This is a genomic window from Niabella drilacis (assembly GCF_900101395.1).
Lineage (GTDB): Bacteria > Bacteroidota > Bacteroidia > Chitinophagales > Chitinophagaceae > Niabella > Niabella drilacis.
On sequence record NZ_FMZO01000014.1, the window covers coordinates 113306 to 135443 of the forward strand.

Annotated in this window: 18 protein-coding genes and 1 pseudogene; 8 read left to right on the forward strand and 11 right to left on the reverse strand. The window is 50.5% G+C overall.

Translation table 11 applies throughout. The features are described from left to right. Nucleotides 1-329: 329 nt before the first annotated feature. The 10 genes from BLS44_RS27220 to BLS44_RS20360 all read right to left on the reverse strand — a co-directional run bounded on the left by BLS44_RS27220 (nucleotide 330) and on the right by BLS44_RS20360 (nucleotide 15793). Nucleotides 330-1265 (reverse strand): hypothetical protein, encoded by a 936-nt coding sequence (locus tag BLS44_RS27220; RefSeq protein ID WP_090392071.1) that lies wholly within the window; start codon nucleotides 1263-1265, stop codon nucleotides 330-332. A 5-nt stretch (nucleotides 1266-1270) separates the two neighbouring features. Continuing rightward, nucleotides 1271-2266, reverse strand: a complete 996-nt coding sequence (locus BLS44_RS20320) for a glycoside hydrolase family 43 protein (RefSeq protein WP_090392072.1) — start codon at nucleotides 2264-2266, stop codon at nucleotides 1271-1273. Between the two features lie 771 nt (nucleotides 2267-3037). Continuing rightward, a complete protein-coding gene (locus BLS44_RS20325) occupies nucleotides 3038-3982 on the reverse strand; it encodes a dihydrodipicolinate synthase family protein (RefSeq protein ID WP_090392073.1) in 945 nt (314 codons plus the stop codon). Between the two features lie 28 nt (nucleotides 3983-4010). Beyond that, entirely contained in the window at nucleotides 4011-5159 is a 1149-nt protein-coding gene (locus tag BLS44_RS20330; protein WP_218127795.1) for a sialidase family protein, read from the reverse strand. After that, nucleotides 5159-7339, reverse strand: a complete 2181-nt coding sequence (locus tag BLS44_RS20335) for a ligand-binding sensor domain-containing protein (RefSeq protein WP_143019867.1) — start codon at nucleotides 7337-7339, stop codon at nucleotides 5159-5161. Before BLS44_RS20335 ends, BLS44_RS20330 begins: the two co-directional genes overlap by 1 nt. Next, nucleotides 7336-8544, reverse strand: coding sequence for a sialidase family protein (locus tag BLS44_RS20340; protein WP_218127796.1), 1209 nt, complete (start codon nucleotides 8542-8544; stop codon nucleotides 7336-7338). The genes BLS44_RS20335 and BLS44_RS20340 overlap by 4 nt, the downstream gene beginning before the upstream one ends. Before the next feature lie 8 nt (nucleotides 8545-8552). Continuing rightward, nucleotides 8553-9911 (reverse strand): PhoPQ-activated pathogenicity-related family protein, encoded by a 1359-nt coding sequence (locus BLS44_RS20345; RefSeq protein ID WP_218127797.1) that lies wholly within the window; start codon nucleotides 9909-9911, stop codon nucleotides 8553-8555. Nucleotides 9912-10041: 130 nt separating this feature from the next. Continuing rightward, nucleotides 10042-11745 carry a SusD/RagB family nutrient-binding outer membrane lipoprotein gene (locus tag BLS44_RS20350; RefSeq protein WP_090392075.1) on the reverse strand — a complete coding sequence of 568 codons (1704 nt, stop codon included), beginning with the start codon at nucleotides 11743-11745 and terminating at the stop codon, nucleotides 10042-10044. A gap of 23 nt (nucleotides 11746-11768) precedes the next feature. Continuing rightward, a complete protein-coding gene (locus BLS44_RS20355) occupies nucleotides 11769-15209 on the reverse strand; it encodes a SusC/RagA family TonB-linked outer membrane protein (protein ID WP_090392076.1) in 3441 nt (1146 codons plus the stop codon). A gap of 50 nt (nucleotides 15210-15259) precedes the next feature. Then, nucleotides 15260-15793 (reverse strand): hypothetical protein, encoded by a 534-nt coding sequence (locus tag BLS44_RS20360; RefSeq protein WP_143019868.1) that lies wholly within the window; start codon nucleotides 15791-15793, stop codon nucleotides 15260-15262. Between the two features lie 319 nt (nucleotides 15794-16112). Between BLS44_RS20360 and BLS44_RS26660 the strand changes: the two genes are divergently transcribed. Genes BLS44_RS26660 through BLS44_RS26665 form a run of 3 tightly spaced genes read left to right on the forward strand, consistent with a single transcriptional unit; the run spans nucleotide 16113 to nucleotide 17437 of the window. After that, the gene (locus BLS44_RS26660; protein WP_090392078.1) at nucleotides 16113-16391 is read left to right on the forward strand and encodes a hypothetical protein; all 279 of its coding nucleotides are present in this window, start codon (nucleotides 16113-16115) and stop codon (nucleotides 16389-16391) included. 1 nt (nucleotide 16392) lies between these two features. Further along, nucleotides 16393-17247 (forward strand): AraC family transcriptional regulator, encoded by an 855-nt coding sequence (locus BLS44_RS20370; RefSeq protein WP_176954497.1) that lies wholly within the window; start codon nucleotides 16393-16395, stop codon nucleotides 17245-17247. Between the two features lie 13 nt (nucleotides 17248-17260). After that, complete coding sequence (locus BLS44_RS26665; protein ID WP_176954498.1) at nucleotides 17261-17437, forward strand: hypothetical protein; 177 nt, start codon at nucleotides 17261-17263, stop codon at nucleotides 17435-17437. 122 nt (nucleotides 17438-17559) lie between these two features. Here BLS44_RS26665 and BLS44_RS20375 read toward each other — a convergent pair whose 3' ends face one another. Continuing rightward, on the reverse strand, nucleotides 17560-17787 hold the full coding sequence (locus tag BLS44_RS20375; protein WP_245729314.1) for a sulfatase/phosphatase domain-containing protein: 228 nt from the start codon (nucleotides 17785-17787) through the stop codon (nucleotides 17560-17562). 362 nt (nucleotides 17788-18149) lie between these two features. Between BLS44_RS20375 and BLS44_RS20385 the strand changes: the two genes are divergently transcribed. The 5 genes and pseudogenes from BLS44_RS20385 to BLS44_RS20400 all read left to right on the forward strand — a co-directional run bounded on the left by BLS44_RS20385 (nucleotide 18150) and on the right by BLS44_RS20400 (nucleotide 21367). Continuing rightward, nucleotides 18150-18332 (forward strand): hypothetical protein, encoded by a 183-nt coding sequence (locus BLS44_RS20385; protein ID WP_090392081.1) that lies wholly within the window; start codon nucleotides 18150-18152, stop codon nucleotides 18330-18332. A 26-nt stretch (nucleotides 18333-18358) separates the two neighbouring features. Continuing rightward, nucleotides 18359-18502 (forward strand): annotated as a pseudogene (locus BLS44_RS27225) (HTH domain-containing protein); the annotation flags it as partial. A 63-nt stretch (nucleotides 18503-18565) separates the two neighbouring features. Next, on the forward strand, nucleotides 18566-19237 hold the full coding sequence (locus BLS44_RS20390) for a helix-turn-helix transcriptional regulator (RefSeq protein WP_245729316.1): 672 nt from the start codon (nucleotides 18566-18568) through the stop codon (nucleotides 19235-19237). Between the two features lie 160 nt (nucleotides 19238-19397). Beyond that, nucleotides 19398-19727: an HIRAN domain-containing protein gene (locus BLS44_RS20395; protein ID WP_090392083.1), complete on the forward strand. Its 330-nt coding sequence runs from the start codon at nucleotides 19398-19400 to the stop codon at nucleotides 19725-19727. Nucleotides 19728-20365: 638 nt separating this feature from the next. Next, nucleotides 20366-21367: an SRPBCC family protein gene (locus tag BLS44_RS20400; protein ID WP_090392084.1), complete on the forward strand. Its 1002-nt coding sequence runs from the start codon at nucleotides 20366-20368 to the stop codon at nucleotides 21365-21367. Nucleotides 21368-22138: the final 771 nt, after the last annotated feature.

Sequence of the window (22138 nt, forward strand, 5' to 3'; positions counted from 1 at the left end):
ACAGGGGTGCACTCTTTGAAGGAAGAAACGGAACCATTTACCGGGTGGTAGCCGCCACCGATGATGCCCGGACCCTGAAAACATCGAACTACCTGTTAACCTCCAAAGACGGGGGCAAAAGCTGGGCCTATCAATCAGTTGTTGCCAAAGACCCCAGGATCGTGTTCAACGAGACCTCCATTTATGAAACACCTAAAGGAGACCTGGTTGCCTTTATGCGCACAGGCAATGCAGGCGACACGGCCTATATAGCCCGTTCAAAAGACGGCGGAAGCACATTTACGTGGCGGCCCTGTTCCAAAGCCCCGGCAGATCCGGCAGGCTGCCACTTAATACGGCTCCATTTTCAGCAGCGCATATGCCGCGGCCGCATGCACATCGGCGTTATACCCCGCCAGCCGGCTGTTGCTGAGCAGCGGATATTGCTGCAACAGCCATTCCCGGCCGGCCTTTGTGCCCTTTAGCGCCAGCCCTGCCAGCAAATAGGGCCACATTTCCTTTTCATCTCTTTTACGGAACAGCCGGCTCCAGGCGGCTTCCGCTTCTGCACTTCTTTCTGCCGGAGCTGCGATCCACAGCGTTGTCAGCAATGCAGCATGGATAGCCGGATCTGTTGGCAACAGGTCTGCCGCATGACGAACCTGGTCCCAGCGGGATGCTTCCAGCACATGCAGGAAGCGCAGCACATAAGCAATAACCGGTACGGCTGCATGGTCGTTTTCCGCCAGCTGCTGCAACAGGAGCGTAACCAGCCGGTCCTTTGCCCTATTGTTGCCGGGCGCTGAAAAACCGGTTGCATTCCACAGTTCATATACCTGCATCGGGCTGGTGTGTTCCTCCCGCAGGAGCTTGTTAACAGTTGCTTCCGGTAAAACAGGATACCTTAGTTTGGAGAGGGTCTCTATCGCATGCAGCCGGTCCGGCGCTGTTGTATCCCTATAAACAGCTGCAATCTTCCGTACCCAGCGGGCACGTTCCTTTTTTGAGCGGGAAGCCTGTGCCAGAACCCGCCATATACCGATCCTGTATTTTGGAACAGCGGCGTACAGCCGGTCTTCTTCCCTGAAAATGCGGTATACCTCATTCACAGCCGCACCGCTCCATACCAGGTATTCTGCCACATGCACTTTTATCCATTCCTGCTGCCCCTGCAAAAGCTGCCGCAGGTCTTTTATGTAAACCGGGTCCCTTGCAAAAGCACTGCCGGCGCCGGCTGCCAGCAACAGCATACCTGCAAAAAAACCGGCACTCCATTTTATAAACATTTTTTTTAACGCTTCAGGGTAAGGGTAGCACCGTTATCTATCACCTCATAAAAATGGGCCCTTTCACTGCCGTCGGGGCTGTTTGGACCGTGGAAGGTAAGCATCAGCTGGTTGCTGAAGGTTTTAAACAACATGCCATGCCCGCTGTTTTCCTCTACCAGCAGGTCCTTTTGCTGAACCCAGGGACCGGTGACCTTACCCGTTGTTGATTCCGCAATACCGATGGCATAACTTCCGTTCTTAAAGCTGGACCAGATCATGAGCAGTTTGTTGGTCCTGGTACGGTATAAAAAGCAACCATCCGTCACATAGCTGGTCACCCCATCGGGCCGCTGGTTACCGGTAGACCAGGGAGCGCTTGAGGCATGAAACAAGGTAAGCGGGGCACCCCGGGGTTTTGAGAGATCCGGCGTAAGCGCCACAAGCTCCATTGCCCCATCTTCTATCTGAACCCACTCATGACAGTAGATCATATACGGGACCCCGTCCTCCACCCACAGGGTACCATCCAGCGCCATCCGGTCCATAGGGGTATGCGGCAACCGGCCGGCAAAAGGAAGAAAGGGTCCCAACGGGCTGTCCGAATAAAAGATCTGCGTTCCCCGGAAGGTATACCGGGGCCAGTTAGCTTTTGCTTTTTTCCATTCAATATCCGAATTCAGCGTAGCAAACAAATAGTATTTGCCCTGGTACCGGTGTACCTCCGGGGCCCAGACCGGCCCCTTGATCCAGTTGTCACCGGGTATGCTAAAAACAGGATAGGGACCGTCCCAATGCTCCAGGTCCTTACTTTTATAGGCTACCACTCCGTTCGCTTTTTGCTTATCCCTGCCCACGGGCGATGCCTTATACAAATAATACACTTTATCTTTTGGGTCTGCAACTACAAAGGGATCCCGCACCTGCAGATCCTTTATATGTACCATGGTGCGCCCGTTTTGCCCGTACCCTGCGCCGGCAGGCCATACACTCAAAAAAACAACCAACAGCAATCCTTTCATTCTTCGTATTTTTAATTTTCCTGCAGCCCGGCGCCCTATGCTTTTCCTGATCTGCCGTAACAGGCTTTCCTGCTAAGATACCACAACAGGGTAAATTGCGGAGCCCGCAGATCCTGCGGACCATTTGACCGGCATCACCCATCTTTTTAATCCTGTATATGTTTTGAACATCATCCGTACCGGCTGTTCCAAATGTACACAACACCCAAAGCTGTAAGCGCTATTTTCATTCGCTTTAATAATACTTTCTTTCAGCAGTCAGTCAGCATTTTGAATGTGAAAATGAAACCGGGCACCAGATAGAAAAAGCACCCGGCATTGAACCATGCCCGAATGTCCGGGGAAATCTGAACGGGAACATTCAACAGCCCGCCTGCCGGTCAGCGACCGGAAAAGATAAAAAAATTGACGCCCGACAACATTTGTCCCCCCAATACCCAAACAAATGTTAACAAACCGCCCGAAAATGAAATTTTGGAATGGTTGTTGCAACATTAAACATGAAAAGACGTTTATCACAATAATACCTCAGGTAGGGTTGATATAAAAAGGTATTAAATTTTCTCATAAGCAGTTAGTTTTGGTTGCGTCCCCTGTTTCTACAGGGGACTATTTTTTTGCGGGCACCGTAACCGGAACCGGCATTTTTTGTTGTTGCAATAAACGCCTCCGGGATCTCTGCGGTTTCAGCGGCCTTTCATCCGGGAGTTCAATGTATGCAATGCTTCAGCAGTAAAACAGGAGGCCCTTGCCCGTTTTGAATACCGCTTTTTACAGCGTAGATGTGTAGCGAATGCCAAAGTAGCCGGCGGTTCTTTCAAATACCTGCATCAGCGCATCCAGCTTCAGGTAGCGCTCCGCATTCATGTTCTCATATGGGATCCGGCAGTGGGTGCTGATCGGCAGCCCGCGTTTTTTTAAAAAGTATTTTGCCGAAAACGGGTAGCTGAGGTCAACCACCGTATCCATCATATCCAGCTGCTCATTCAGCTGGCGGAGCGCCGCTGTGCTGCCGCCGGTTTCAAAACGATCGACCAGGTAACGGTATAATTCCGGGTACAGGTTAGCCCCGATAGGGGCAATGCCTGCCGCACCGGCTTCCAGTGAAAGGAGTGCCGTAGCCGTATTGGCATTGTAGAACGAAAGGCGGGATCCTGATATAGCCTGCAGCTTGGCCCGGATGCGCCCCGGATTACAGCTTGTATCCTTATGGTAAAGAAACCGGCCGGTAGTGGCCAGCCATTGTATGAGCCCGGGCGATAGCTGCCGCTTGTAGGGGTAGGGGCATTCATAAAGGCCCAGCGGAATATTGCGGGTGCGCTGCAGCAATTGCTCTGTTTTTTGCTTAAACACATCATCCGGCTCTTCCGCTGCGGCCAGCTGGTTGTTAATGACCACAACGGCCTCCACCCCGGTATCGTATACCCGGGCAATAAAATCGGCACAGGTATGCAGGTTGCTGGTAAAGGTACCTGATGCCACAACCGGCACTCTTGCCCCTGCTGCCTCCACCACCGTCCGCACCAGTTTTATTCTTTCCGCATCGGTCAGCTGGAACATTTCACCGGAGAGGCAATTGGCAAATAATCCTTTTGCCCCGTTCTGTATATAAAATTCCGTCAGGGTTTTCAATCCCTCCAGGTCGGGCTGATTGTTTTCCAGAAAGGGAGTAAGCATTACCGGCCAGAGGCCGCGGGGCAGGGTTTCCGGTTTCATATTCTTTATTTTTAACGTGCAGGGTTCTTTATTTTATGGGAGTGGCATTTTCCAGGATCCAGTCTTTCGATGCCGACCAGAAAGCGATCTTTTTACGGTTCCAGGTATAGGTAACCATTACCCTGTTGCCGGTGCTGATGATGGCGGGATAGGAGTACTCGTCCTTACCGGCGCCTTTTTCGATCATCAGCTGTTTTGACCAGGTTTGGCCGTTGTCTGTTGAAACGGCCAGGGCCAGGGCGCCTCTCGATCCCCAGTTTTCCCCTGTAGGGTTATAGGCCAGCGCCAGCGTACCTCCCGGAAGCCTTGCCACATCAATACCACTATTAGGGTTGGGAAGCGTTGTTTTGCGGGCCGCGGACCAGGTTTTACCGTAATCCCTGGAATCCGTCCGGCAAATTACACCCGCAGTGCTGCGCAGCAGGGCATGTACCCGGCCGGGCGCCGACTCCCAGAGGGTTGGCTGAATAATTCCTTTGCCGGTGATCTGGCGGCGGTCGATGCCGATATAGGGTGTTGCCGTCCAGGTTTTACCCTTATCGGCACTGCGGTCAAAAAATACATTCCAGTCGCCCATCTCGTTAGAGGCCCCGGCCAGCCAGTCTCCGTTCGAGAGCACGATCATCTTGTTGCGTACCGGTCCGCGGCCCCCTGTATCGCCAGGCACCAGTTCTCCCGGAGCGGACCAGGTTTTACCCTCGTTGCCGGAAGTCATTACATAGGTTTGCCAGGTGGGTATTTCCTTACCCACTTTAAAAAACAGCCAGATGGTTCCATCCGGGGCCTTAAATAATACCGGGTTCCAGTGTGGCTCCTGCCTGATCTTTGCTACTTCCACGGGGGGCTGCCACCGGCCCGGTGCACCGCTGGTGATCCAGATGCCCACATCATCATCTTTTTCCTTTGTGCCGCCAAACCATGCTGCCAGGTACCGCCCGTTCTTTAAAGCAATGACCGTGGAGGCATGACATTGGGGAAAGGGCCGGTCATCTCCAAATAAAAATCCTTTTATGGGATCTGTTTCCCCCGGTGCTGCAGGCCCCTGGCGGAATGCCTGAAATACCGGCGCCAGCAATAGCAGCCCCGCCACCATGCCCATTATTTTATTCCTGTTACTCATGAACTCCTGTTTCGTTGTTGTTTTAAAAATTGCTTTGCCGGTCTTCCCTTCCTGCATCAGGGTATCACTTTAAGGTAGCGCCCCATCCAGTAAGCCAGCAGGTATTCTGCGCCGGTTAATTCCGAGCGCCCCCCATCGCCCCCATCCAATATAAACTCGTTACTGTTGAACCGGTGCGCAGGGCGTTCGGCCGGGGAAATCACTTCGCGGGTAAACTGCATCCGGAACCCGGGATCAATAAAATCAAGATCCTTCCGGTGCGCGTTTTTTATATCCCAGCGAACGAGGTCCATTGGGAACTCGCGCAGGTACCACAACACAGCTGCCCTATCAAAAGTGCCGGTGGTGCCCAGGGTAATCAGGTTCCACACCGGGTTCTTTTCCGGCGCTTCTATCTGATAGTATTCGTTGATGGCCTTTGTATATTTTTTTTGCAGGCTTACATCCAATGCATGGTGATACAACGGCCAGAAGCTCAGGAACTCCATTTCATCATCCGAGTGGTTCCAGGGCCCGGAGCCCATATCGATGCCCTCATACATAACCCCCGGCGTGGCTTTTATATTATAGGGGCTGATCATGATGTTGTCGAGATAGCCGTGATCCTTCATAAGCCTTAATGCTTCTGTTTTGTACAGGGCCTTACCGGTAAGTGCATAGCCCAGCTGCAGGCCGGCAATTATATCCACACTTCCTAATTTACGATCGCTGATGGTGGGCGCATAGCTGTTAACATAATCCGGGTGCCAGCGCCCCCACAGGGTGGGCCGGCCGTTGGCATCTACAAAGTTGTAGTTGTTCCGGATAATATGCATGAGTATGGCATCTATAAAACCGGCCACCTTTTTTTTCTCGTCCTTTGTGCGGGCAACGTATTGATCCATTAATGCGGCCACAAAGATGTAGCCGACAAACTCGTCGCTGCTGGTGGTACCCTTCCATTCCCAGCCGGTATCCTGCGAGGGGCGCCAGGCTTCCGGGTCCGACACTTTAAAGCCTTTCCGCTCAAAAGTGCGTGCGGGAAAGCCTGCAAGCGGGTTTACAGACAGCAGCCGCTCAAAGGCCGTAAAGGACTCCCAGGCATTTTGCCGGGCCTTTGCCTCTTTGGTAACCGCATAACGGAAAGCCTGGCTTCCCAGGTAAAAAGCGGTCCAGAGGCCGTCATTGTCGGTGTCTGCCATTTCGGCCGTACCCGCATCGCCGGCCACCGGCATCCGCAGCTCGGCCAGCAGCCCGTACCGGATATGCCGCTGCCGGATCTTGTTTTCAAAATAAGCGGCCTTGCCGGCATAGGTTGTGGGCTGGTAATGCACCTGGTTAAGCCCCGTTGGGCTCAGCAGGAACAGGTCGCCGTTACGATCCGTGGTAAGATCCACAATGCTGTCGTTGTCCAGCCAGCGGCGCGAGGCAAAATACCGGTAGTCTCTGGCATTATTCTTTTTACAGAAGGCTCCGGCGGCTGTTCCGCTCCAGATCCCGTCCTGCGTTTTTAACAGGCATTGGATACCGGTTACCGGTACCCGGGTTTGTAATGGCATTATTACCCTGCCGGTTCCCGCATCCAGCATATAATACCCGTCCGGTGTGCCCAGGCCAAGCTCGTTGTCGTAAAAAGTAATGGCCGTTAATGCCCGGTCTGCAGCATGCAGCTTTTCAGGCCGGTCATTTTTTACACGGTATACCGATCCCCCGCCCAGCGCGTAAAAGACACCTTTGTGTACCCGTGGTGTATGAAGGGTTTCGCCGGGCAATGTTAGCGGGGTAAGCACCCCGTTCCGGTAAAGGGCTGCCCCGCCGGGCCCGGTTAAAAATACGGCTCCGTTCTTACTTACCGCCAATGCATCATACCGGTTTGCAGGCAATATGCCATAGGGCATCCCAGCTTCCGTATTGGACAAAAAACGATCGCTGTACAGGTAATATAATGCCCCCGTGGTTTCCTGTATCGTAATATCGGCGGGCAGTTTACCGGAAAGGGGGCGGTAATACCGGTCTTTTACCAGCTCCGTACCCTGCACTCTTAACACGCCGGCATCCGAAAGCACAAAAAGGCGGTTATCATTATCTGCCAGAACCTTTTTCAGCCGGGCATGCCGCAGGTCCGGCGCCGGGCTGTATTTTATGGAAACGGGCTGTATAAAACCACCGGGCGTGTTTTGGGCATAAAGCAGGCCGCACCCGGTAAACAGGAATAAGAAAAAGAGAACCGGTCTTTTATGCATTACAGGTAACATCATGGGGCTATGATCTTTTGCGGGTCCACAACAACATACTTGATAGCAGCTCCTTTGCCGGCAGATAATTTGTAGGAGTAACTGATGTGCAAAAGCCCGTCCGGGGCGGTAAGCACAGCGGGGTAGGAGAAGCTGCCCTGGTCCTTCGGAACCTCCTCTAATGGCTCGCTCCACTTCCAGGACCGGCCTTCGTCGGCAGATATATACAGGCGGATGCGGTAGCGCCCGTCGTCAATATCGTTGCCTACAAAGGCCCATTTGCCATCCTTTAGTTTGCTGACGGCAACACTGGCCGTATTGGGTATTGAGGTGGGCATTGCGGGCGACCAGCTTATCCCCCTGTCAGCCGATTCGCTGATCTTCACTCTTGCCGGGGCATCGCCGTTGTCGCGCATAAAAGCTACCAGGGTTCCGTCTTTTTTTTGTATAAATGCCGGTTGTATATTTCCCCTTCCTACAATGGGCAGGCCCGGCGTCCAGCTGCTGCCATCGTCCTTTGAAATGGCCGTGAGCGAAAAGTTGAACCCGTCTGAGTACAGCGGTAGCAGGAGGGTGCCGTCCTCAAGGATCAGCGGGGCGATCCGGGTCATCCAGCCCATGCTTCTTTTGCCGGGGTCCTTTGATGCCTGAAGGATCATTGCATCATACTGAGGTGCATAGGCCGCCCAGCCATGGTGCGTGGGGGGCAGCTGTTTTAATTTTGTTTCTACTTCATTTGCAAATGCATCCCCGGGTTTCAGCAATATATTATCCTGCCAGTTCCACACCGGGGGGCCGTCTGTATTGTAATTTTCTGAAGTACGGTACCGCAGGATGGCGTTTTCCCAGCGGTTCGCGTTCACTGCGATCCACACTAAAAACAATTTATTCCGGCGGTTGAGGAAAAGCACCGGGTTGCAGTCCGGCAGGTTATAGGTATCTGCCATCAGGAAGGGGGCGCTCCATTGACGCGCATTCTTTTTTAAACGGGCACCCATGATCCGCACATCATCTGCATTACGCTCCCCGCTCCCCTGGAACCAGGCTGCCAGCACATCCCCGTTTGGAAGCAGGGCCAGGCTGCTTCCATGCACATGCTCCGGCTGCTCCGGAAAGATCAGCATGCTTTTAGCAATGTACTTACTGTTGCCGGTTTGGGCGCCTGTGCCGGCAGGGAAGATCACCAGCAGCAGGGCTATCAAAGCTGCTTTCTGAAACATCGTATCCATGCGGTCTGTTAAAGGATCTTTTTATTATTGGTCATAAACGCCCGGGTACATACCGTATAGGAGCCGCCGTTGGGGTTTTTGTATTTTAGTTCCACATAAAATGAATAAAAACCGGATCGGGGCAATGCTTCTGTAACCCGTACCGTTCCATCCGGTGCATAGCCTGCTTCTTTCTCCTGCCATTTTTCATCCCTGAAGTCCATATCCTTTGAGCTGGCATACCAGATGGAAGCCCCGGTCAGCTGATCGGGACTGGCCTGTACCTTTATACGTACCTTTTTTTTCTTCACAGCGGTGGTCCAGGTATACTCCGGATATTTGCCATTAGCGGCGGCTATTCCAAAAAAGGCGCTCAACGCCGGAAAAGCGGTTATTCCATTGTTGAGGTCATGCCCTGCATTGGGTGTGTAATGGATCATATTTTTACCCGGGATCTCTTTCAGGTAGTTTTTGGTATTGTCGATCACCCAATAAGGATCGTTGGTGCCAATAAAGATCATCTTGGGCATGGTCAGCGTTTTACGGTAAGAGTAGGGATCTATCATCGTAACAATATCTTTACCCCCGGGGGCATTCATGCCCTGTACAATGCCCAGCTTTACATAGTCCTGTATCTCCACGCTGTAATCGCCGTAGGCATCGATCTGGTGCTGCAGGTTCACGGGCATGTTCAGGATGTCGATCACCATAGGCCCAATGGCCACCACGCGGGGATCATTGGCCCCGGTAAGCCAGGTGGTCCAGCCTCTTTTTGAAGCGCCCGAAACCACAAAGCGGTTCATTTTATGGCCGGTTATGGTATTGCAGAAGTCCTGTACGGCATCCATGGCATGCACGGCGCTTTTTACCATGGGAAAAAGCAGGGGCCAGGTATAATCGCCATCCTCTTTAAACTGGTGCAGGGTATAGGAGATGGCCGCATCTTCTTTCAAACTGTCAAAAATGGGCTGGTTGGGCACCTGGCGCAGCACATTTACCACGGCACCGTTGGCCGTTGCTATCTGGCTCATGCCCATGGCAAACCGGTCGTCCTTACCGGACCAGTTGGGGATCTCCGTATCTTTTTTATTGCTGCCCCCGGTTATAAAGAGGAGGGCTGCATCATATTTAATCTTTTGCGGAACAAAAATGGTCAGCTGGTGCTTCCAGGTATACCCATGCCATTTCTGGGAGGTCAGCAGCAGGTTATACCCCTTTACATCGTTAATGGTAAACGAATCCCTGATCTGCCAGCCATAGGTATCATCTTTTTTTTTCAGGTATTGCTGTAAGGCATTAGAGGGGGTTACTGTTTCCTGTGCAAAAAGGCTTGTGGTAAACAATAAATACAGTGCGATACAACCGTGTGTAAATAGTCTTTTCATCATTTCTATGAGTATATGTTATTAAATATAGACGGTTTTTGCGGTCAGGCAATGGAGTCAATGGTCAATAGTTGGTGGTCTCCGGAACAGGGTACCAACCTGAAACTTTAAACTTCAAACCTGAAACTGAAACTTACCACGGCTTGCCGGTGCCCTGCAGCACCCACATCCTGGACCAGGGGCTGTTGCCGGTGCCATCCGCGCCAAAGCCTGAGTAGCTGGTCACTTCCAGTTTTGCAGCGGCGGCTTTTTCATTCTTCCCGTTAATGTTCTGCTCTTCCCTTGGGTAATAAAAACGCAGGGGCAGCTCCGGGGCAATGGTATTGCCCTGCACCCCGTGAATTTTCGGGAACCCCGTCCTCCTGAAATCGAACCAGGCCTCGGTGGCATTACTCCAGTTGGCGATCCATTTTTGTGTCATGATCTGCTCCCGGGTATTGTTGAACACCACGCCGCTGTTCTTTATATAGTCCGCATATTGTGTGCTAACCCCCCAGGCATCAAAGGAGGTTTTAATGCCCGCATAATAGGACTGTTCGGCATTGGCATTGGTCCAGCCTTTTACGGCTTTAGCCTCGGCTATTATAAAGTTTACTTCTGCGGCACTGATCAGGCGGGCTTTCAGCAGCGGGCCGCTGGCTCCTTTATAAATATCATTAAGCCAGGATACATGCGGGTTTTTGGGCGCCTGGTTCAGATCCGGGCTCAGGTTGTATGCCTGGGGGCCGGGTAGCGCTACCGGCAGCCCCACATAGTCCGGGTTCTGGTTAATATCGGCTTCCGTTATTCCCTTTGTGGCCAGCACATCGGGAGCAATATACCGTACCTTACGCTGCTCCCCGTTAATGACCGTGTCTTTTATAAAATCGCTCTTTGCAGGCAGGCCGGGTTTTACCTGCAGCATGATCTGCACTTTTGCCGCCCATATCCCCAGCCGGGGGTCCTTCAGGTTCTGCATGCCCGTAACAAAGGTGTTGCACATTTTGATACGGCGGAAATTGCTGCCATCGCTGGCATCGTAAGCCGTATTGGTAGGCCAGGAATCCGTTGCGCTGCTGCCGGCAAAAGCCATGGCGGCATCATCGGCGGCCGCGGTCATAACAGGATACTGTGCCGCGTTGTTCACGATCTTTTCAATACCGGCCCTGGCAACATCGGGCAGCTTTTCAGAAAGACGCATATAATATCTTAATGCCAGGGAGTTGGCCAGCTTCCTCCAGCCGGCCGGCCTGGCGCCATAGTACACATCCGTTTTGGCCGGGATAAAGCTGTTGTACTCCTTATCGCTTTTTGACAAAAGGGTATTGGCTTTTTCCAGGTCTTTAAGGAGGTTTTCATACACCAACTGCTGTGCATCATAAACCGGGAAGGTATATTTGATATCCTCGCTGTTCCCTTTAAGCGCATCGGTATAGGGAATATCGCCATACAGATCCGTAATCAGCCCAAACACCATCGATTTCATCACCAGCGTCATCCCCTGGGCCAGCTCATCATTGGCCGCTACCGCTTTATCATATACATACTGGTTGTTCCTTAAGATATTATAGTAGTCGGACCATTCATTGCTACCCTCCCAGTCGTAGCTGTTATGGGCAGAGGTCCAGCCATCTTTTTGGGTGTACTGCATTACCCCCGATATATCGCCAAACCCGAGGTTCACCCAGGCCCTGCCGGTTTCCGTAAGCACGGTCGGAAAAACCAGGGAGGGATTGGCCGTTTCCGGGTCGGCACCATTGGGGTTCCGGTTCAGGCTTTCCAGGTGTTGGGTACAGGAGTTCAATAGCAGGACCAGCAACCCTGCACTTATTAAACAGCATTTCTTTATGATTTGCATAATTCCTATTTTAATCGTTGTTCTTAAAATGTTACATTCAGCCGGATACCAAAGGGAATGACCCAGGGGGTTACATTATACCGTTCAATGCCCTGTTTAAACTGGGTGCCGCCCTGTATATTGGTTCCCGGCTGAAACGCGTTCTCGGGGTCTACCCCTATTTTAGCAGCGGTCCACAGCATAATATTGCGGCTGTATACGGTGAGCGAGAGGTTTTGCATTTTTAAGCGCTGGATCATTTTTGATGGCAGTGCATAGGTAAGCGAAACCTCCCGCAGCTTCAGGTAGGAAGCGGGGAACAGGGAGGGCTGGATAAACTCCCAGGGGTTGGAGGCCGCGTAAGGAACCGGCAGGGTCTTGTTGGGGTTATTGGGATCCACACCCAGCACATTTTCCCCCAGGTTCTCAATATAACCGGTGGGGTTCCCGTCCGAATCGTAGCCTGTGGCATAAACTCCCGGAATAAACAGGCCACCATAAGGCAGGCGGATGCCGCTGTACTCAAAAGGGTAGCTGGTGTGCTCCGGTGTGGGCCATCCCACCCGCGGAAACCAGTTGCCGTTCACCTTTATCCATTGGTCGGCATGCGCCACAAGATAATCGCGCAATTCTTTACCCGACAGGGTGCCTGCATCAAAAAACTGGTCAAACTGCGTGGCGGCCTTTCCGTCTTCCATCCCGTAACGGTAGGTTTGGGATACAAACTGGCCGCCATTCCTCCAGTCCAGCGTCAGGTTCAGCGTCAGGTTCTTCCAGGTTACCGAGGTTTGCAGGCCCATGATAAATTTCGGGTTAAAATTCCCGATCTTGTTTTTGGTGTTCTGTGCCTCTATGGCCGACCATTTGGCGCCCCCATCCGAAAACTCCAGTAAGGGATACCCGTAGTATTGCGAACTTTTATCTTCCACCACGCGTACTTTGGGGCCATAAATATCACCTATGTCTTCGCCTACATAGGTCCAGGCCCCGCCGTTGGCTTCCTGCCAGAACACAAAATAGGGCATCTCGTTGGCGAGCTCCATGATCCGGGTGCGGTTCCTTGAAAAATTAAGGTTGATATCCCACCTGGTATTGGTGGTTTTTACAGGGGTGCCGCCCAGGGACAGCTCCAGCCCCCGGCTCCGCAGCAACCCTGCATTAATATTTTTATAACTGTAACCGGAGGAGGAAGGCAGCTGCGTGGTAAAGATCTGGTTCTTGTTATCCACCACATAGTAGGTGCCGGAAAAGTTCAGCCGGTTCTTCAGCAGCGCAATATCGATACCCGCCTCATAAGAGGTGGCAATCTCCGGTTTCAGGTTGCTGTTCAGCAAAACATTGGGGGTCGAAAGCCGGGGGACATCGTTCCAGGTGCCGGCATTGGACAGCACGCTCAGCAGCTGGTAAGGCCCGGCATCATTACCTACCTGGGCAATACCGCCCCTGAGTTTCAGCATATTGATCATATCCGATCTGATGCCGGCCATTTCATGCACCAGCAGGCTCAGGGATGCCGAGGGATAAAAATAGGATTGGGCATCAGGCAGGGTGCTGGACCAGTCGTTCCTGCCGGTAACATCCAGGTAGGCAAAATCCCTGTAGCCAAAAGAAAGCATGCTGTACAAACTGTTCATACCCCGCTTGTAGGTATAACTGCTGTAGTCCAGGTAGGCCGGTAAAATGTTCTGCACCGTGTACACGCCCGGAACAATGAGGCCGGTACCTCTTTTTGTAGCGTTCCGCAAATTGCTGCCGGTTTCATAACGGGTATTGCCTCCCAGCGAAAGGGAGAAGTCGAAATCGTCGAACCGCTTTTTATAATTGGCTAAAAAATCGGCATTGCTTTCAAAGGACTTGATATGGATGAGCCCATAGGCGCCCCGCGGATCACTTGTATAGCTGTTGGATACTTTTATTTCACGCTGTTCGTTATACGTATCCAGCCCGTAACGCGCCATCAGGCTGATCTCTTTGGTAAGCTGCCAGTTTGCTTTAACATTGCCAAACAGCCGGTCGCGCACAAAGCTGTTCTTTACTTCTGCAGCCAGGAACCAGGGATTGTTAAAAACGCCGTTGTACTGGGTGCGTTGCTGCAGGCCTTCCTGCCCCGGCATCCAGTAATCTTTGAGCTCCATAATATCAATATGGGGCGATACGTTATAGGCCCACTGAAGGGGATTGGTACCCCGCTCGCTGGCCGGCCGGTTGTTGGAGTTGTTGCGGCTTAGGTCAATATTTGTACTCAATTGTAATTTAGAATTAAGGCGCATTACCGAATTGATGCTGATCGTATTCCGGTACAGGTCCGAGTGGGGAATAATGCCTTTGTTGGTCATGTTGGAGTACGAGATCCGGTAGTTCATCCCCTGCGTGTTATTGGAAACCGAAATGGCATTTTCGGTGGTAACACCGGTTTGCACAAAGTTCTTTACATTGTCGGGATGAGAAACCAGGGGCAGGGGCACACGCTTTCCGTCTGCACCAACCGGGCTGTTCCATTGTACGGCCATATACCCCTTATCCAGCTCACCGCCGCCACCGCCGTTCACATTCTCCATGATCAGGCCGCCAAACGGGTCGGTAAGCGGGTTGCCGCTCAGCTCCACCGGTATGGCAGAAAACTGGCCGGAGCCGTATTTGGTCTGCCATCTCAAAAATTTATAAGGCTTGTCAAAAACCACACCGGATGTAACAGCCACCGTGAGCTTGTTTACATGGGTACCGTTCTTTGTGGTGATCAGCACTACCCCGTTGCCGGCTCTTGAACCATAGAGCGCGGCGGCGCTGGGCCCTTTCAATATGGTTACATTGGCAATATCATCCGGGTTAATGCTGCTGATCGCATTTCCGAAATCAACCCGGTTATCGGCCCCTACCTCCGTTATATTATTTAAGGTGTTGGCCACGGGCACACCATCTACTACAAATAAGGGCTGGTTATCGTTGTTGAGCGAAGTAGCCCCGCGGATCACCATGCTTACGGAAGAGCCTGTTCCCCCCGTTTGGCTTACCGTAACGCCGGCTACTTTCCCGGCCACCGCGTTCAGGATGTTTTCCTGTGCCACCCGGTTCATATCCTGCCCGGAAATTTCTCCAACAGAATAGCCCAGTGATTTTTTCTGGCGCGAAATTCCCAGCGCCGTTACCACCACCCCGGACAGCTCTTTTGTGGAGGAGCTGAGCACCAGGTTCAGCTGGTGCCGTTTGCCCACCGCCACTTCCTGCGTAACATAACCCACGGCAGAAAAGATGAGGATGGCATTACCGTCTTTAACATTGAGGGAATAACTGCCGTTGGCTGCTGTTATAACTGCTGCGGCCGTTCCTTTTTCGGCAATGGTTACACCGGCCAGCGGCCCGTTATCATCCCGCACCACACCGGTAACGGTAAAACCGTCGGCATTGGCCCATAACGGGAGGGGGGATAAAAGAAATACAATTGCCCACACCACAAGTATGGACTGTATAAAATAGCTTTTCTTCATACCGTAATTATTAAGGAGGAAATCGGTTTGTTTTCAGGATTGGTCCGGCACTACTGTTTTTGCAGGATCATGGAAAGCGGCAGATCGCCCACGCCCGGCACACTCAGCGTTGCTGCAAGCCGCAGCTCACTGCCGGTAATGCTGTTGATCCAGTGTGGTACTTTTTGGCCCGTAGCGGATGTAAATTGCAGTACGGCATCATAGATCGTCAGCTGCCAGCTGCCTTTATCGCCGATCCCGGGTAAGAGCAGCTCTGTACACCCGTTTATGGAGTAGGTTTTGTCGGGGCCGAAAGTGTACACATTCGACCTGGTGCACAGGATCCCTTCTGCCAATGCCGGGTTCTTCAGCGCCTGGGCCAGCATGGGCGCCAGGGTAATCAGGCTGCTGCCGGCAGGAATACCGGTGCCTGCCAGCTTTACCGTAACCGCGGTAACCACGTCTTTCTGCTTCCAGCTTCCGGCAATCCATTGCTGCTTTTTGCCCGTTTGAGGGGAAGAAGCCTCCTCTTTTTTACAGGAAAAAAGGAACAATACTGTTAGTCCCAAAAGGAACGCTCCGGTTTGAAAATAGCTCTTTTTCATAACAGGTTTTTTGAATGTGGGTCAGTACTTTTTTGGTTCAATGTTTTATGTCAAAAAAAATATCAAAAGGGCCGCTTCAACTGCTGTTACTTTATGATTAAATCGACGCTTTTTTTACTGCATATTGGCTTTTTTTGCTATATTCATCCCTGGTAACGGCTTTAACGAATGAACGATGTTTGATACCCGCACGGCTGAATAGGGATGGTTTTGGTTGAAAATGGCACCCCGGTTCAATTAATCTTTTATGAACGTAAGTTAGCTTGGGTTGTATGCAGAAAGCATCCACTATTTTAACCATTGAGTAACCTTTTTTGATATGCGTTGTTTTACCGCGCATCCGGCAGGGAACATGATGAAACGTTTTGCAGTAAAGGAAGCGGCCCGGTTGCCCGCAGGTGCGGGTAGCCCTGCCACGCAAAAAAAGCCGGTTGCCCGGCAGGTTGCGGCGCAACCGGCAGGAGACCAAAGCAAAAGACTTTGCACCGGGTCTGCTTATACGGGAGGCTTGCAGAGCATGTATTTTTTTAATAAAAGCACCGGGGGTTGCTCCGGAAATGATCGCCGGCACTTTTTATTTTTTAATACCTGGTCGTAATATGAAATCAGCTACTTCAGGCATCCTGGTGCGGCCCGAGCAGGAGTTCCGCGCATTTGTCAAGAATCAGGATGAATGGCCGCCACACCTGCATTTTCATGCCCATTATGAAATGAACCTTGTAATAAAGGGGGGCGGTACCCGTTATGTAGGCAACCATGTAGAAAGCTTCGAGGAAAATGAACTGGTGCTGATGGGGCCCAATGTGCCTCATTGCTGGGAAAATAACCGGCCGGGAACAAATACCTACGCCTCGCTGGTGATCCAGTGGAAAGATGATTTCCTTGCCGGCGCCCTGGACCAGATCACCGAGTTCGGGCCTATCCGGCAGCTGCTGAAACGGTCTGCCGGGGGCATCAAATTTGACCGGTATGTGGCCAAAGAGATCATTAACCGCAAAGACGAGCTGCTGGCGGCGGCGCCCTTCGAAAAGCTCATTCTGCTGCTGCAGCTCCTCAACCACCTGGGCACCGCCGGCAACTTCGAAACATTGAGCAGCGGGGATATGCCCAAACCGCCAAACACCTGTACCACAAGGATCGAAAAAGTATACCGGTTTGTAAAGGAGCAATACACGGAAAAAATAACCCTTTCAGGAGTAGCCGGGCATGTAAACATGAGCGAGGGGGCTTTTTCCCGGTTTTTCAGCCGCGCTACCGGCAAGCCTTTTTTTGGGTTCCTGAACGAGTACCGCATCAAAATAGCATCGGGCCTCCTGCTGGAAACGGATCTGAATATTGATGAAATCGGGTACGTTTGCGGGTACGAGTGCCCGCAGTTCTTTTACCGCCAGTTTGCCCGGTATATGGGCTGTGCACCCCGCAGCTACCGCAATAAAAAAAGGGAAACCCCTTAGGGCCCGGTTAAATATGAAAAATATAGCTCCTGATGGTGATCGCATGCACATGGAGGAACCCCCTTTGGGGGCTCCCTTTAATGAAGCGCGCACGAAACGCCGGGTCAATACCCAAATCCCGGTTGAAGCCTGCCGGGGTTCAATGGAAACCGATCGCAAATCCGCCGGCAGTTACGCCGCCGGCTATTGATACTCCCCCGGGCGTAGCGCCTCCGCCTCCAGTAGGGCCACCGGCTGAAACGCACCGCTAAAAGCTGATAAAAGGGAGTTCAATCTATCTACCTATCAAAAATAACCCTCGCCTCCCTGTCCTTATATTTTTCGATCAGCACGGCCAATTGTTTTTTTTAATTCCCCGGCAAGCTTTTGCCCGCGGGCCGTGGGATAAATATTATTTAATTCCCTGGGATCTTTTTGCAGGTCAAATAGTTCCCAGCTCTCCACCCGCTTATAAAAACGGATGAGTTTGTAGCGCTTTGTTTTGATGCCAAAATGGGGCGATACGGAATGCTCCCCGTTCTCATAGTAATGATAATACATGGTCTCCAGCGCCGGGTAGGTTTGATGAAACTGGCTCCGGCCTGTATCCGGGCTTGTAGCAGGCTAAGATTGTGCTCCTGTTGTACGGTTAGCCAGTTATTCCGGCCCGGGCGCAGCAGGTTGGGTTTACGCTGGTTTTCCTGCCACTGTAGTATCAAAGACAAAGAGCTAATCTATACCCAACTAAAACCGCTCTCTCCCATTGTTGCCGGTATCCCGGATGAAAGGGGCATCTATGATTTTCTGCCGCCTGAAGATCCCCGGTTTACCGAAAGCCTTATTTACAACTGGCAGGGTAAAATAGCCTCCTGTTAGATGAGGCCACTACTGCAACAGCAGTCCTGTTAATGGAGGTCATATCCATGAAACAACCCTTTAAATCCCGTTTAATTACTATAAAATACGGGAAACCGGAAGAAACAAAGATCCGCGGGTGGTTAAATTTGGGGTTGAAGATAACGGCAGAGAAGCGATTTGAGGAAGTGCTGCTGAATACGGGGGGGTATAATGCACAGGGGATGGGGTTTGTGGAAGTGGTGAAATAAAAAAAGCAGATATGGATCAGCAAAAAATGCTAAGGTTGTTAAGGCTTTTAATGTTATTGGCCGGCAAACGCTGGCATTCCCTGCAGGAGATGAAAGATATTATGGAAAGCTCCGAAAGGACCATTTACCGGTATTTAGAAACGCTGGAAACATCCGGCTTTATTCTGGAAAAGAATAAAAGCAGTTACCGGTTACAAAAAGACGGCACCGCTACACGATCGCTGCAAAATCTGATGCATTTTACAGAAGAAGAAGTATTGATTATACAAGAAACCCTGGCACTGATAGAAGGCACTTCTCCAATAAAAGAACAACTCATCCGGAAATTGAATGTATTATATGATTACAATGCCTTAGCCAAAATACAGCAGAGCGATGAGCTGACTAAAATTCATAGCCTAAGTAATGCGATCAGAAACAAAAAACAGGTTGTTTTGAAAAACTATCGTTCTTCTAACAGTGACAAAATAGCTAACAGACAGGTAGAGCCTTTTGATTATTTGCCAGACTACCGGGCCATTTGGTGTTATGAGTTGGAAAGCAAACGTTGTAAACAGTTTAAACTGGCCCGCATACAGAGGATAGAAACCACAGAAAAAAGCTGGGAACATGAAACCGAACATAAGATCGATTTTACAGATGCCTTTAGAATTGCATCCCCCGCTCCTATAGCGAAAGTAGTGGCAAAACTTAGCCTGAAAGCCTTCAACTTGCTGGTTGAAGAATATCCTTTGTGCGCGGAACATATCAAAGAAGAATACGGTTGGTACCGGTTAACGATTCCTGTAGCCGGTTATCGGGGCATCGGACGTTTTGTGATGAGCTTGCCAGGTGAGGTCAATGTATTGGAGCCTAAAGCTTTCAAAGAATTTTTAAAGGCCGAACGAAAGAAATTTTTGGACTGACGGTAGTTGGCAGTAACGGGTAATAGTTTTGTGTTTGAATCAAACCGACATGAAATTTTTCAGGCCAAAATTACACAAAGGGGCATGAAAAACTTCATCAAAGGTTCCTCTTGGCCAAAATCAATAATAAACATACAAGAGAATTTTAATTTTTAAAAAGATGGAAACAAAACTGCAAAGAGAATATCTGGCACATTTTAATATAGCCGGATTTACCTATTGGGATGGTGCATTAGCTTTTGAGCAGCTAAAGCCCGGAGTGGCTCTAACCCTTAAGTTGGAAGCAGACAATAAATATGACCCACAAGCCGTTGCCTTGTATTATGAAACCATAAAGTTGGGATATGTACCCAAAACTAACAATACCATTATTTATAAGTTATTGAAACTAGGGTGGAATGGGTTTATGGCCGTGGTGCAGCGGGTAGATGCCACCGAACACCCGGAGCAGCAGGTAAGCGTGGTGGTACATTTGGTGGGAGGAGAGTAAGGAGAAAGATTGGATAGGTAAAGTGCGGATAAAACTGCATGATTGAAAGTGCTAATCATTCTAATTAATGCACTTTATAATATGCAAAAATGTGATTAAATTACACTTTAAATTATTCAACATTGGAATCAATGTTGAATAAGTCTGCTCGATTAGTAAGAAATGTTCAAACGGATAATGTCAGGTACTTAACGGCATCCTTTTAATCGGAAATGCTTGAATTGAACAACAACACACAACAACAACCTTTATATCGGATAGAAAGCTCATAAAGTCAAACCGTATGTAATATGGCGAACATGCAGGTAGCGGTAGTATATGAATATGGAAGTAAAAAAGCGTTTTCACATTTATATGCAAGGGACATTGGTGCTTCGCGCAATACGGTAAAAAAATACCTACGTGTTTAAAACTGTAAGGTTTTTTCAGGGCGAGACGGTTTAATAAACAATAGTTTCAAAAAATGCGGTGGTATATTGGACGCCTCCTGATTGTACGCCCGGGTGGAGAAGGTTGCTGCTCATTACCCCAAAAACGCATGGATTCAATGCCGTTTTATTCCATGCATAAAAATATTCGTGCATCTGTGGCAACCGGACTTCCGTTTAAGTATCTATTTTTGCGTCCAAAAAGCACGTATGAAGGTTATCAGAGGGATCCTGTTGTTCCTTGTTTTTTTGGCCGTTTCCTTATTTGTCTTCTCGCTCCTGGCGCCGGATAAGCAAGAGGTGGTTAAATCGATTGTCATCAAGGCCCCGGTAAAAAAAGTATACGACCAGATGATCCTCCTGCAAAATTTCAATAACTGGTCTGTTTGGGGACAGTCCGATTCTTCTATCCGCTACACCACCAACCGGTTGCCGGATGGGCAGGTAGGTACCACCATAATGTGGGAAGGCAATGCATTGCTGTCCGGTAAAGGGAAAATTGCACTCACCGGCCTGCAGCCCCAAAAGCAGATCACCCATCACATCAGCCTGATGGAACCACAGAAGCTGGAAGCCGATTCCCGGTTCGATTTACAGGCCCGGGACAGCGGCACCACCGTTACCTGGACCTTTACCATCCCTTCTAAAAAACCCTGGAACGTGTTTAACCTGTTTTACAGCCTGGAAAAGGAAAAAGGCGCCGACTTTGAAAAAGGATTACAGGCCCTGAAGCTGATCATTGAAAAATCGCCTGTTAAAGACAGGAACGCGCCCGGGATTGTTACCGCTCATTTCCCACAAACCCAGTATGTTGCCATTAAACAACGGGTGCTTTGGGCAGACCTTCCCGGTTTTTTTAACACGCATTTTCACCACCTGGAGCACTACACCCTGAAAGATAGTGCTGCCACGCCGCTCCGTATTGGTCTTTTTTACAAAAAAGATCAAAAAGAGCTGCAAAGCGATGTAGCAGCGGCTATCGAAATTCCGGCAGGATTCCGTCCGCAGCTGCAAACCCCGGAGGAACTGATCCGTATTCCTGCCTCCAAAACCATCGAAGCGGGCATCAAAGACGACCCGGCCCTGAAAGACCTTGCCTACAAAACGCTGGATGACTATATTGCCGAAAAACAGCTTAAAGTAAAAACACCAACTATAGAACAGTACAATATAAAAGACTCCACCCTCCGCATCATTTACCTGGTAGAGTAAGCAGGCTCCGTTTCGGACCTGCCTATTAACAATGCAATCGATCCCTAAGCGTATTGCATCGCTACAGGATTGGGGTTCTTAAAATACCCATTGCCCTTACCCATTAATGGCTGAGCGGTTATAGGGTGTCTGTCGGAACCGGAAAAGATGCGGCAGACCCCGTAACCGGATCCCGTCCTGAAAACTTCTACCCAGAATTATTTCACGTGATCCTGGTGCCGTAGAGCATGGTATCAATACAGGTAAATCCTTTTCATGCTCAATATTTACGGCCAGTGTGACCATTGCGGCGCCTTTACGTTCTTTTAAATAGGGTTTGCTGTTGAACCCGGCGCCCCATCAAATAATGCTGGACTTCGGGCAAAGGCTCGCCCAAATGCTGCATGAAAAAAGTTACTGATGCTTCAAAATCTGTGCAGAAACTTTGCGCTCTTGTACCTTTTTGTCCCGATCGCCATCCCATGTGCGTCAGGTTAAAAGGAGGTCTATTGCCTTACAATGTAGCACGAATACGAGTTTGGGCCCAAAAAAGACCTGATTTTTTGATAGCAAAAGGCGCAGCGCGCCGCAAATCATTGTAACAGGAGCGTTCAGGAACTTGCTGTTAGCCGCAGCGCGGCGGGAATCTTTTGGGAGGCGATGTATATTACCGGTGCGCTGCACCTCCATTCATTCCTGTGTTCGTTGCTAATAAGTGCAACGCTGCGCTGCAGCTTTCGTGTTAGCAAAATTAACTTAACGCATATGCGACGCATCGGGATTGCTCCACTT